The sequence below is a fragment of the Streptococcus sp. FSL E2-3488 genome, from assembly GCF_038003585.1.
GTDB classification, from domain to species: domain Bacteria; phylum Bacillota; class Bacilli; order Lactobacillales; family Streptococcaceae; genus Streptococcus; species Streptococcus thermophilus.
Genome location: NZ_JBBOPL010000001.1, coordinates 1,816,920 through 1,829,347, shown reverse-complemented (window position 1 = coordinate 1,829,347; position 12,428 = coordinate 1,816,920). Strand labels below are relative to the sequence as shown.

The 12,428-nt window shown below is 35.4% G+C and carries 15 protein-coding genes; 2 read left to right on the top strand and 13 right to left on the bottom strand.

The window, feature by feature from the left end; all coding sequences use genetic code 11:
• Positions 1–5 precede the first annotated feature (5 nt).
• From MHH90_RS09420 to MHH90_RS09375, 10 genes are all read right to left on the bottom strand, one after another.
• Positions 6–986 carry a conjugal transfer protein gene (locus MHH90_RS09420; RefSeq protein ID WP_340725905.1) on the bottom strand — a complete coding sequence of 327 codons (981 nt, stop codon included), beginning with the start codon at positions 984–986 and terminating at the stop codon, positions 6–8.
• 12 nt (positions 987–998) lie between these two features.
• The gene (locus MHH90_RS09415; protein ID WP_100273237.1) at positions 999–1,550 is read right to left on the bottom strand and encodes a conjugal transfer protein; all 552 of its coding nucleotides are present in this window, start codon (positions 1,548–1,550) and stop codon (positions 999–1,001) included.
• Positions 1,551–1,570: 20 nt separating this feature from the next.
• Entirely contained in the window at positions 1,571–1,801 is a 231-nt protein-coding gene (locus MHH90_RS09410; RefSeq protein WP_100273238.1) for a hypothetical protein, read from the bottom strand.
• Positions 1,802–1,864: 63 nt separating this feature from the next.
• The gene (locus MHH90_RS09405; protein WP_232693727.1) at positions 1,865–2,200 is read right to left on the bottom strand and encodes a type II toxin-antitoxin system RelE/ParE family toxin; all 336 of its coding nucleotides are present in this window, start codon (positions 2,198–2,200) and stop codon (positions 1,865–1,867) included.
• Positions 2,193–2,474, bottom strand: a complete 282-nt coding sequence (mazE, locus tag MHH90_RS09400; protein ID WP_017649870.1) for a type II toxin-antitoxin system PemI/MazE family antitoxin — start codon at positions 2,472–2,474, stop codon at positions 2,193–2,195. Before mazE ends, MHH90_RS09405 begins: the two co-directional genes overlap by 8 nt.
• Positions 2,475–2,530: 56 nt before the next feature.
• Positions 2,531–3,784 carry a replication initiation factor domain-containing protein gene (locus MHH90_RS09395; RefSeq protein WP_100273239.1) on the bottom strand — a complete coding sequence of 418 codons (1,254 nt, stop codon included), beginning with the start codon at positions 3,782–3,784 and terminating at the stop codon, positions 2,531–2,533.
• A gap of 209 nt (positions 3,785–3,993) precedes the next feature.
• Positions 3,994–5,661, bottom strand: coding sequence for an FtsK/SpoIIIE domain-containing protein (locus MHH90_RS09390; RefSeq protein ID WP_252524564.1), 1,668 nt, complete (start codon positions 5,659–5,661; stop codon positions 3,994–3,996).
• A gap of 15 nt (positions 5,662–5,676) precedes the next feature.
• Positions 5,677–6,132, bottom strand: coding sequence for a conjugal transfer protein (locus MHH90_RS09385; RefSeq protein ID WP_252524563.1), 456 nt, complete (start codon positions 6,130–6,132; stop codon positions 5,677–5,679).
• A 20-nt stretch (positions 6,133–6,152) separates the two neighbouring features.
• A complete protein-coding gene (locus tag MHH90_RS09380; RefSeq protein ID WP_252524562.1) occupies positions 6,153–6,449 on the bottom strand; it encodes a cytoplasmic protein in 297 nt (98 codons plus the stop codon).
• Positions 6,450–6,487: 38 nt separating this feature from the next.
• On the bottom strand, positions 6,488–6,733 hold the full coding sequence (locus MHH90_RS09375) for a hypothetical protein (RefSeq protein WP_252524561.1): 246 nt from the start codon (positions 6,731–6,733) through the stop codon (positions 6,488–6,490).
• Between the two features lie 579 nt (positions 6,734–7,312).
• On the opposite strand from MHH90_RS09375, the gene MHH90_RS09370 reads away from it, so the two are divergent.
• Positions 7,313–7,654 (top strand): helix-turn-helix domain-containing protein, encoded by a 342-nt coding sequence (locus MHH90_RS09370; RefSeq protein WP_340725904.1) that lies wholly within the window; start codon positions 7,313–7,315, stop codon positions 7,652–7,654.
• A gap of 314 nt (positions 7,655–7,968) precedes the next feature.
• On the opposite strand, the gene MHH90_RS09365 is transcribed toward MHH90_RS09370, so the two are convergent.
• Positions 7,969–9,144 carry an IS256-like element IS1191 family transposase gene (locus tag MHH90_RS09365; RefSeq protein ID WP_340725903.1) on the bottom strand — a complete coding sequence of 392 codons (1,176 nt, stop codon included), beginning with the start codon at positions 9,142–9,144 and terminating at the stop codon, positions 7,969–7,971.
• Between the two features lie 277 nt (positions 9,145–9,421).
• On the opposite strand from MHH90_RS09365, the gene MHH90_RS09360 reads away from it, so the two are divergent.
• Positions 9,422–10,285 (top strand): ImmA/IrrE family metallo-endopeptidase, encoded by an 864-nt coding sequence (locus MHH90_RS09360; protein WP_252524559.1) that lies wholly within the window; start codon positions 9,422–9,424, stop codon positions 10,283–10,285.
• A 324-nt stretch (positions 10,286–10,609) separates the two neighbouring features.
• On the opposite strand, the gene MHH90_RS09355 is transcribed toward MHH90_RS09360, so the two are convergent.
• Together MHH90_RS09355 and MHH90_RS09350 are read right to left on the bottom strand one after the other, a co-directional pair.
• Positions 10,610–11,227 carry a LysE family translocator gene (locus MHH90_RS09355; protein WP_252524558.1) on the bottom strand — a complete coding sequence of 206 codons (618 nt, stop codon included), beginning with the start codon at positions 11,225–11,227 and terminating at the stop codon, positions 10,610–10,612.
• 1 nt (position 11,228) lies between these two features.
• The gene (locus MHH90_RS09350; protein ID WP_252524557.1) at positions 11,229–12,224 is read right to left on the bottom strand and encodes a hypothetical protein; all 996 of its coding nucleotides are present in this window, start codon (positions 12,222–12,224) and stop codon (positions 11,229–11,231) included.
• Between the last annotated feature and the right edge of the window lie 204 nt (positions 12,225–12,428).

The window sequence follows — 12,428 nt, the reverse complement described above, 5'->3', positions numbered from 1 at the left end:
AGATGTTATTCTCCTTCATGTTTTGCATAATCTTTTGGAATGGTATGAGCTACCTTAGTGACGTAGTAGGAATTCCCTTTAGGTGTAAGGGTCAGAGTGAAATTCTCTGAACGAGTGTTAGCGGTAACTTCAAAGGTGACTTGAACGTAGGCGGTAATGGCATTACCATCTTCTACCAGGTAGACATAATCAAGTGACTTGAAAGTTGTGTTTTCAAGGACAGCTAAATCTTTACCAACCAAATCCAGGTTGTCTTGGTCTGTGGTGTAGTTGGTAAAGAAGACATTGAGGAACTTTTTGACTTTCTTGTGTGTCTTTTCTGGGAGATTGTCAGAAGCTGTTAGATTAAGCGCTGATTCCTTGTCAAAGCCTTTGGCTTGGCTGTCACTGAGGCTAGAATACCAGGGAAGTCCAGAAACGTAGTAGGAGCTATTTTTAGAAGCGTAGGGGATATTAAACCCTGTGGTAATTTCTTCCTCCCTATCACCGACTTTTTGTTTGTAGGTAACTTGATAAGTAGCGGTATTATCCGTCAGCAATAACAACCTAGCTGAGACCAGAGACATCGGTGTTCGTTTCTGACCTTGTGACTTTATCTCAGGTTCAACGTCATAGAAGCTATTGAGTTTTTCAATTTGGGCTTCTTGTTCCTCGGCTTTATCAGAGAAAGAGAAGTAGGCTGCGACAAAGTCATTGAGGTAATAAGTTAAGCGGTAGTCGGTGTCAGTTGCCGTAGTCACCACTTGGGAGGATTGAGCTTTTTTGACTTCCGTTTCAAGAGAGGTGACCTTGCTTGATAGCGTGATAGCACGCAGGGAACCAGTAGCTCCGATGAAAACTAAACATCCTAATCCCGTAAGGACTAGGATATTCACGTTTTTCCGTGTTGTCTTGATGAGTTTTGGTGAGCCACGCTTCTTATCTTGTTTCTTGAAACGAGACAAGTAATGGGTGACTTGTTGGATGAGTGTTCTCAGTTTGTTCATAATCCCTCCTTATCAGGCGCTGGCCAGTTCAATCAGCTTATTGCCTTTGGCATAGAGCTGTTTGTGGAGTTTATTGATTTCTCCATTGACGTAGTAGTAGCCACGAAGTTCCAGACGGATTTTTTCGAGAAGGTCAGCAGGGAGCTTTTCAGCTTCTTCATTTTTGAGCAGGTGATTGAGCTCACCAGCTTTTGTCCAGGCTTCGTTATCTTTGTGTGCCTTCATGAGTTCGCCCAGTTCAAGGGAAGCAGCTTTGATTTTCTTTTCAATGAGTGATTGTTTTGCCATGATTATTTCCTCCATGAATTGTTCTTGTTGGTCTAAGATGACTTGTCGAAAGAGAGTGACCAGTTTGGTGTCCATATTTCGATTAAAGTCTAAGACTTGACCATCAGTAGTAAAGTAAGCGTGTTGGTATTTAGCGGGAGAGTCTAGGTCAACGGTCTCACGAGCAAAGGCATCAAAGAAGAAATCCTTTTCCTTCATGAGTACGATATAGAGATTCCAGAACTCATTAGTATCAGGAAAGCAGGTGATGCCTTCGTAGATTTTTTTGACAAGCATGACTCAGAGATACCTCCTTATCATTCTTCGATTAGGTCATGATAGCCAAGGGCTTGATAAATGTAGTCATCATCAAACCAGAGCCAATCATTAATTTGCCTCTCTGTTGGGGTACTTCCTGAGAAGACATCTTCACAGAGGCTAGTGAGTTGGTCAATTCCGCCACGTTCACGGACGGTGTCTAAGGTTTCTCTAGCACCTGACCAAGCTTTGAAATTGTCGATGCTAGAAAGTTCAACTTTGTATTCCATAATGACCTCCTTTAAGTTTGGGTATCAAAAAAAGGCAACTGAATTCAGTTACCTTGGAGTGCTTCACAATAACAATTTAGCGTAATCACTTTTCACAGGAAGGAGGTGAGTGACGTTCACAATTTTATCTTCCGTATTGATGTTATAGAAAAGCAAGTATTTGCGGTTAGCAATCACGATGCCAAATGTTTTGTATTGTTTGGAAATTTGTCTTCCAATCTTTTCATCCGCATCAAAGCCACGTTCAGGAAATGTTTGAAGACTTTTAATGCCTTCAAGGAGAAGCTGACTGGTTTTCAAAGCAGCATCAGGACTCAGCAAAACATCTTGAATATAGTTTTTGATACTTTTGATTTGAACAAAAATCGTTTGTGGGATATTGACAGTGTATCTATCCAAGTAGCTCCGCCTCCATTTCTTCAATGGTGACGTAGTTACCTGCTTCGATTTCTGCCATGTTTCTATCAATGATAGCACCAAGCTCATCAATCATTTTTTCACGGATAAGCTCATCAGTAGCTTCTTCCAAGAGGTTTTCTTTGCTTGGGCTAAAGATGAGTGTCCCATCGCTTCCCTTATAAACATTGTATTCTTGACCTTGTGGAATTTCAAATTCTTTTGGAATTGTGATACTTAGAGAATTACCGATTTGTCGTGTTTTAACTACTGTCATGTTTTTTCTCCTATGTTTTTGGTATACACTAAGTGTATACCTCTCTTTGGTTTTTGTCAATTGATTGTTTCACCTTCCTTTTTCTTTAGGTTATAGGATGCTTGCAAGTCTTGAAGAATGTTTTCAGCTCTATCAGTGATTTCACCATTTTCCTGAATCATTTTGATAAAGTCAGTCTCCATGATTTTGTCAGCTTCTTCCACCAGTTTGAGCGAATTGGCGACTTGGTACATGAGCCATTTTATCGTCCTATCAATAGAATAGGGTTCAGGTTTCATCCTGAGTTTCAAGGGTTCTGTACCTCCAAACATCCGTTGCCATTTCTGGTCAGGAACAAAGGCGCCAAATTTATTGGTACCATCGTAAACTTGCATTTCATGATTGATGACGCCACGGGCGATTTCTGCCAGGTCAACTCCGCTGATATATTCTTCAATGGCAAGCTGAGCTTTTTCTTGGGCGAAGCGCAATTCGTAACGGTTCCAGATACCAAAAATCTCCAAGGATTCTTCCACGGAGATTTGTTCACTTTTGGCGAGCTCATAGCGCTTTTCATAGAAGTTGAGGTAGAGGTTACTTTGGCGACTCCCAAAATAAAGAGAGATACCCTGACTGCCTTCTACCTCATCCATGTTTCTGAGGTTACCACCGCCAATGTGATTCCACGTTCTGATGTTCTTAAAGCTAACCTCGTCCTTATAGACTTTCGCAATCATATCAGAGAGAAGAAATTGCTCATCTTCTCTATCGTGACCGAGATAGCGTTCATCCATGGCAATGTCTAACCTAGTTACCCGACTATCTGTGAGGTCAAAGAGCAGAGCTTGAAGAAATTCTTGCCAGCTCATGTCAACACTTTCCAGAATCAGTTCCATTTCACGGCAACCTTGACCAGAGAGTTGCAAGGTCACTTGGTAATTTCCTGTTTCGATTTTGTCAAAAAAATCAAATAACCAAATGTTGCCTCGCTTCCAGAGCCTTGTGTAATTAAGGAGCCTGGTTTCAAATTCTTTGAACTCAGTGAAGGAACAGTGAAGATAGGTCTGACAGAAGTGATAGAGGTCACGGATAGACATGAAGGTCATGCGGAGGTAGTCGATATGAACATCAATCAGGTCATCGGCATTATCTTGATGATAGCCAAGTTCTGCCTTGAACTGACCGAACTTTTCTAGGCTCAAACCTCGTGAGCCATCTTCATAGCTGCGGTAGGTACGAGTTGAAATCCCAACAGACTCCGCAAATTGTTTCTGCGTCATCCCTGTTTGTTTTCGGAATTTCTTGAGATTGAGTGGGCTTAGTTTATCCATTCATAGAGTAAGACTCCTTTCTAGTGAGTGACACAGTTTTTTAGTGAAAGTGACACACTAAGTAAATCTTTGAAAACCTTGGTACTACTGGCGTGTTTGGGGTCGGACGTTGTCATTTTGACAAATGTTACCCCCCTATTAGAATAGCGGGGGTTAAAACACGTCATGGACTAGAACGGCGAGACTTCGGGACTTCGCCTGAACGTTGTTCAGGCTTGCCCTTGCTCTTGTTCTAGCCCATGACTGCTTAAGCACATTTCAACCGCTCGTGCATACGAACTGCATCCGCCATTATATGTTTCCAAAGCTTCAAGGAGTAGTTTTTCTTGGTCTGGTGTCACTACTAAAGACTTGCCTTCCTTGTCAAAAGTCATCCCCCTCTCATCAAAAAGATAAGCTAATTTTCTTAGTGTTTTTAAAGGGAGTTCTTTCTCTTTGGCAAAGTCAGACAATAGTTTTGTAGAAGTTTGTTCAATCTTTGGTTTTTCTTCTTGTTGAGGTGTTTGTTTGATGTCAAAGACTTCAAATTCTTCTCCTTCCATCTTTAAAACAGGAAGCTTCATAAAGGCTTCGTAAAAGGAAAAACCTTTGTCAAAAGGAACATAAGGAGAGAAAAATTCTCCCGCTAATTCACCATTAGAAGCGATATAGCCACGCCCTTTGACCGTTTTACCATTGATTTTATCAAGCTTTTTAAACTCTTTATTTCGATTAGCATCACCAAACATCATGGTGTAACCTGTATCTTCTAAGTGCCCAACTGATAAGCGTTTCATAAAGTTATCTCTCAAAGCCGTTTTGATATATTCACCATCGGGACGTTGCATGGCAAAAATGATAAACACGCCTGATTGACGACCTTCCAAAACTAATTGGGTAAGATATTCTGTTACTTCGGCTTGTAGGCGATAATCACTATCAATTTTTGCCATAAGGGCTGCCCATTCATCAATCACGATAAATTTCGGTTTCATGCCATAATCGCTGAAACTTTTTCCAATTTTGTAGTTTGGGTGATTTTGAATGGCTTGATAGCGATTTTCCATAAACGTTACATTATCTTTTAAACATTGGATAATTTCTTCTTTGGTGCTAAAAACTCTTCCATGAAAAACAGGAACACCTTTTAAACCAGCCAAGTCAGCGTTTTTTGGATCGCAAAGGTCAATAAAACCAACTTTAGCCAATGCCCATACAATAGACATTAGAACAACAGTTTTCCCGCCACCAGTTCCTCCACCAATCAATAAGTGTGGTTCAGCGATATAGTCCCAAAAGACATCCGCCATTAATTTTAAGGAGTGGTTATTAATTGTAACTTCTGAAATATCAATGCGACTGTCAATCCGATTAATACTTATATCATATTGGATAAAGCGGTCATCAAAAGTTTTATTTTTAAAGTCTCCGTTAAACATTACTTCTAATGTGGAGCCAAGGTTGATAAAACGGTCTTGAAATTTATTACCTTCAAGAATAAAACTGATTAATAAATGGTAATTGGTTTGTTTAACAAAAACTTTTGGAAGAATTATTTTTTCCATTGACCGTCCATCACGTTTGATAGTTTTAGAAAGATAATAACGATTTTCTACCAAGAAATTCGCTAAAATTCTAAGGGTATTGAGGCGTTTAAAAAAGAGAAGTTTCTGATAACAGAGATGATGGAGCCCTAAGAGAATAAAAGCAGGAAGTAGAAGCGTTATTGAAAACTTTATGAGATAGGGGAAAGGTGTTATTATTATTCCTTGATAGGACATGTAAGCATAATAACCATTACCAATCAAAAAAGGTAATAACATGATACTGTATGTTATTACCTTGATTTTTTGATAGCACTTTCGAACTCGCCAACCACGATAGGTAAATAATTTCATATTTACCTCCTAACTTTATTTTTTAGTGTCAGTTTTGACATCATTTTTAGTTGGTGTTGTATCTGATTTTGTTTTTAGTTTAGCAGCGTAAAGTTTATAGTTGTCGTTACGTCCAATAGATGAATAAGTTACAACAATATCCTCAAGTTCAACTTCTTCACGGTATTTTAAATTAAGGTCTTCAATTTCCTGTTCGCTCATGTCAGCAATGGTAAAGAAAAGCGTTTCATGTTGGACAGAAGAGTGGATACCAACAACGATACCTCGAACTTCACCAGTTGTAGTTTGTGCATAAGAACCATCTTCGTTACGTTGTGTACGGTCTTCTTCGTAAATGAGGTCAGCCCCTTCAATTCCACGAAAAGTTAGTTTTCCAAAGACTTCTGAAATATTTAAACCATCAGTGATAACACGGTATGATTTGTCAGCAATTTGTAATTTGTCGCCATAGTTTAATCCGATTTTAGCCATAAGTTAAATCCTCTTTTCTATTATTTAGATACTTTCAAGTTTTCAGCAAAGACATTAAGAGCAGGAGCAACGTTGTTTCCGTTAAGGCTACGGTCAGGTAGAAAGATTGGATTAACCACTTCAACCACCGTATCCTCATCAAAGACTTGCGATAAAGCAGGAGTAATCACATGGAAAGCACCATGTTTTTCGCTATTTAGAATGTGACGTTGGTATTTTCCAGCTTTTCCAAAAACAGTACGAGGAGCTGTTCCAAGTTTTTCATAGTAGGCTTTTCCAATAAATTCAGGGTTCATTTTTAAAGTTTCAGGAATCATAAATAATCTCCATTTCTATTTTTAGGTAATAAAAAAAGTCAGTGACTTAAACTGACTCTAGCAAAGTAAAATTGTTTGATTTTACGACTATATAAGCGGCTATAAAAGTGTAATTCAGAGTAAGTATAGCCTGCTTCTTGAAATTTGTTAACTAAGTGTTCAATTTCTTCCAGAGCATCATGATAGAGACACTCTACTAACTTTGAGCTGTAAGCATACATCTGATAGGTAAAGATAAAATTCTGGTAGTGCCGTTCAAGGACACTTTCAAAATAAGAAGTCATGAGAGACCTCCTTTCCTTTATTGTAAGAAAAAAGCTACCAGTAGAAACCAGTAGCTCAGAAATATGTTGCTTAGTTGCAACAGTTTGAGAAAAAAGTTATTTGGTTAAAAGGCTAGCTTCGAAACTAACCTTTCACGGTGGCAACGTTTAACAAGGTGCATTGTATCAATTACCATCGCTGTCCCAGCCAATCTGTCGGGTAGTCATTATCATGCCCGAAGGATTCTCTTACGCCTATTGGCGAAGCCAGTTCACTTTGCTATTCGGAAAAGTGCTAAAGTCCGAAATGCGTGTAAGCCCACAAAAACTGTTTTAAATCTTAACTTCAACCATAAAGGGACTTGACTGAAAAGCTCAAACACGTTACAATAAAGGTACGAAGATTATTGTGTGGTTTGATAGTCAGTCTTCTGGTTGTCAGACGCACTTTTTTATTAAAATTTCAAGGATCAATTGCTTTTCCAAGAAAGATAATTTTTTTTGGAATTTTGTGTAACTCTTGGTTACATTGTAATTGTAACCTATGGTTACATAAAAGTCAAGCGTTTTTTGAAAAAAATTTAAAAAAGAGGAAAAAATATGTTAGCAGAACGTTTGAAAACATTAAGACAAAAAGCAAATTTGACTCAAGAAGAAATTGCTAAAAAAATAGGAGTTTCACGTCCAGCGTATAGTTATTGGGAAAAAGGCGTTAAAACACCGACACCAGATAAATTAACAAAAATTGCTAAGTTCTATGGAGTTACTACAGATTATTTACTAGGAAATGAATCAGAAGATGATGAATTTGCCAATGTAGAGATGCTATTCCGAATGACCTCTGATGGCTTAACAGAGGAAGAAAAAGCAGTCTTTAGGGAAGAATTGGTTGAGTTCATGAAGGAACGCAAGAAAGCTTTTGATGAAGACAAAAAGTGGTAGAATAAAGTATTTGAAATATAAAGAGGTTTGGAAAATAGTTCCAAACCTCTTTATTAATATGAAAAATTAAGATTTGTAGAGATATTACCTTGTTTTATTTTATATAATTTTATTAAACTTCAACGCAGTTCCTTTGTTTTATTATTATGCTTAATAAAATAATTAACAATATTGATAGCAATGAGAGAATAAAAGTTACACTTATTACCAAGCTAATACTGATATATTTTATTAAGAAACTAAGAATTGTTTTTTTAAATTTATTGGATACTGTCAATAATTATGTGTAAACACTCAAGTAGAGTTGAAGAATGTTAATCAAATAAGCTTTCAAGTGTGTCAGCACATTGGCCAAACCCTTTATGGGTGCGTTGACTTTGCTTGAAATTATAATCTTCAAACAGGGTAACTAAATAACGTTCCAGAGCCTCCTCGTTAGGAAAAAGAACCTTCTTTTTCGTTTGACGTTTGATTTCTTTGTTAAGAGACTCAATGAGGTTTGTCGAATAAATGCTATGCCAAATCTGGTAGGGAAACTGATAAAAAGTTAAAAGATTATCCGTATTCTCCAGACTTTCCATGACTTTCCTATACTTTGGTTTCCATTCGGCGATAAAGTTCTCTAAAATTTGCACTGCCATTTCTAAATTTTCAGCACGATAAATCGTTTTAAATTGCTCCAGAATAACCGCTCTATCTGCTCGTTTCACTTTACTAGCTAGATTTCGACTAATATGAATTAAGCAACGTTGTTGTTTAGCTAATGGGTAAGCCTGATTGATAATCTGTTCAAGCCCCTTGAAGCCATCGGTCACTACAAGAGAAACCTGTTGGATTCCTTGGTTTTGAAGCTTGTCTAACAGGGTGGACCAAGAAGCATTGTTTTCATTTGGGGCGATTTCATATCCAAGAACAGCCTTCTGTCCTTCTGGTGTAATGCCAAGTGCGATATGAATACATTCTTTACTAACGGTTCCACGTCTTAATGGAAGATAGGTTCCGTCAAGAAATAAAACAGAGTAATTGGCTTCTAAGCTTCGCTCATGAAAAGTAGCGACATTCTCCTGAGTTGCTTTTGAGATATTAGAAATTGTGGCAGGACTATAGTGATGACCATACATTCGCTCGATGATATCACTAATTTCTCGAGTCGTTACACCGGTTTGATAGAGTTTGATAACCATCTCTTCCAAGTGGTCATCTCGACGTCCATAAGCGGGAAGCAAAGCTGGACTAAAGTTCCCATTACGATCTCTAGGAATACTCAACTGAACAGTCCCATATTTGGTTTCGAATTTCCGTGCATAGCTTCCGTTACGACTATTCCCAGAATTATAGCCTAATTTATCGTAAGGTTCATACCCTAAAAAGGCTGATAACTCTGCTTGAAGCAGATCATTCATTGCTGTTTCAAGAGAAGTACGGAAAAATTCATCAATATCTTGCTTTTGGGCTAGGAAGTTAAGTAGTTCTGTGGTAAACTGAGTCATAGGAATAAATCTCTTTCTAGTAATGTTTTGCAACTCTACTATAACGGATTTATTCCTTTTTGTGTTTACACAACTTATTTTACACTACCATTTATTGAGAACATCTTAAACATTTTTGATACCCTTAATATTATGTCAATTTATCACTATTGTAGTACAAATTCATTACAAAAATATTAATCGTAACTTTTGACTAGACATTTATTTTTAATTCATATACAATTTTGTTAGTTATATAGCTAACACTTGATTTATGAATTATTTGGAGATGTTTATTTTGAATGAAGTATATGCGAAAGTAAGTAAGATTGCTAAACAAAATATTTATAGCTTTATGAAAACTAATGAACAGTCAGCGTTAAATTATTGTTTTGATTTATATTTTCAATACTGTTTGGAGAAGTATAGCATTCAACTTTTGGGGCATCATTTTTCAAATCGAAAAATTGAAGGTCTAACAATAATTAATAAAGATGGAGTATCAATTTCTTATGAAAAAGATAATTCATTAGTAAAACAAAATTTTACAAAATGTCATGAATTGGGACATTTTATTTTAGGACATTCAGGAAGTTTTTTCACCGAATTAAGAGGAAACCAAAATTCTTTACGAGAAAGAGAAGCGAATACTTTTTCGGCTATTATCTTGATGCCAGATATCGTACTATTATCTAAAATTTTTTATCGTCAGGATAGCTTTCAGAGAGTGAAAGCAGATTTAGTAGTATCATGTGAAGCACTTATTTATAGGTTGGTAAATCTATTTGTGAACTTATTACTTGATAGTAGAGATAAAGTTTATCAAGTGGTTTATCACTATTATCATGGTAATAATCAATATATTTTAGATTATTTTAGGATGGTTAAAGAAAAAATTATTAAAGAATATCAAGAAGTAAGCGGTGATGTTTTTATTAAGATTAAACAAAAGCTACTAGTATGTGGTTTTGTAGCTAGTGATCAAATACCTGAATTATTAGATGATAAGTTTCGAAAGGAGCTAGAATTGAATCTACCAAATGTGAAAACATGGATAGAATACAATTTTGGAAAGACAATTGGCTATGCTTGGTTAACCAAGCAAATGACAAAACAAGAAGCAAGAAATAGAGCAAAAAGAATAATACTATTATCCGATTGATAGTACATAATTATATAAAATACGGTTTGAAAATGGAATGTTTTTTATAAGTTGTTTTATATAAAAAATTAATCGAAAATTGCTCGAGTTGATGAACTAGTTAGTGCTTTATTATATATTACATTTTTAACAAAAACACTCTCAAACGGGTTAAAAATCCAGTTTTTAGAGTGTTTTTTGTTTATGTGTTAAAAATAATTTTTTCTGTCATATTTATTTGAGGTTGAGTTTTAGGTATTAGAGTAAAGTCAATGAAGTAGAAAAGTAGTTTATGAATAATTCGGAGGATTTCTTAATTCTTAAGATAATTTCTTCGAAATTTTACTAAAAATTTTGAAATACAACGATTATAGCTGATAGTATCATAGCTACACCACCGATGTAGGCAATCCACTTTTCAGAATGTTTTCCAAGTACGTTTCCAATATTTGAAGCAAAAAAACTATATAAATAATCGTTGATTAAACCAACAATTAGATATGTCAAACTTAATATTGTAGTTTGTAATAAAAACGGAGAGTTGTGATTAATGAATTGAGGTAAAAATGAAGCAAAGAAAATAATGTTTTTAGGATTTAAAAATATCAATAAAAATCCATTTTTAAAGGCTTCTCCTTTTTCAGGAGGTGCCATTTTTTCAGTTTTATCTTTTACCTTATTAGCATCAAGAAAACTTTTGATTCCTAAATAGATAAGATAAGCGATCCCAAGTAGACGTAAAATTGCATACAAGGTTTCTGAAGTTTTAAGTATAGCTCCAATCCCAATAAAGGAGAGGATTAGACAAACAAGTCCTCCCCAGAAACTTCCCCAAACAATTTCATAGGCTGTTTTTTTCCCATGAGTCATACTAGTAGTTATAAGATAAGTTACTGTTGGTCCAGGGGGGGAAATAAGTAGAATGCAAGCGATAGTGTATGATATCCAAGTAGATAGTGACATATTATTTTTCCTTTATGACTCTGTATTTTATTTCGTTTTTATTTAAGTTCAGTAATGCGACTGGAAGATCGGTATGTACAAACTGATTAGGAGTTAATGCTGGTGTCATATTAGATAAAAAGCTTAAAAGATTATTTTTGCTATTAGATGCGTAGATTGTGTAGAAATTTCCAGAATTCCAATTTATGACAGCATATTTAAAGAAGTCAGCTAAAATGTTTTTAAATATGTCAATTGTAACAAGACCATTATTCATATCTGTTAATACATTGTCTTTTTTCAATTGAATGGCTTTTTGTGAGAAAAATCTATTTTTAAAAAGCGAGTCTTTGATATGTTCTCTTTTTAGAAATTCCGTAATATCTTTATTGGAAAATTTCTCAATAAAACCAATTATACCATCTTTTTTAAGCTTTTCTTTTGTAAATTTTATTTGTTTAGCTCTATCTGGGCTGTACATCTGAAATGTTGTATCTTCTATTATGACGTCAAAACCATTGAAATTAGGAAATAATTCTCTGATATTTGAGTTGGTTATTTTATTGTAAGGGGATAGGATAAATTTTGAATGTAGTGGCTTGCCATATCTAAAAAAATTATCCTGATTAGCTTTTGTTGGGCTACAAGATAAAGTTTTTATCTTACCATTGCTCAAATTTCCAATTGTTCTAGCCATTGTTCCTTCAGCGGCTCCGAGAACATATAAATACTGTGTACCATCTCTTTTTTCTAAGTAATCTTTTAATGCTGAGCCAACGCGACATTCTTCCTCTAATATAAAGGGCATACTTGAGTAGAAATGCTTGTCAAATTGTCCTTGCAATTTTCTATGATTTAAATAAAAAGATGACATTTTTTCGTCATTTTTAAATAAATTGATATCACCTAAATAAGTATTGTTTGGTTCTCCCAACTCGCCTAATGCGGTTTTCTCAAAAAAATCTGCAAGTACACCTGTTCTAGGGGCAGTGGTAATACTATCTTTAATGTTTTTCATAAATTTCCTCCTATATGTTATAATTATACACAAAAAAGAGTGAATCGCAATCAAAAAGATAGAATTTTTAGAAAATTATAAAAACTGTACAAACTTTGAAAAAATCTTCCTTTTATAAATTTCTATTTAATTTTGCAAGATAAGTTTAAAAGAGTAAAATGAATTCTGAACTGTTAGTATGGTATAATATTAATAGCAATATCG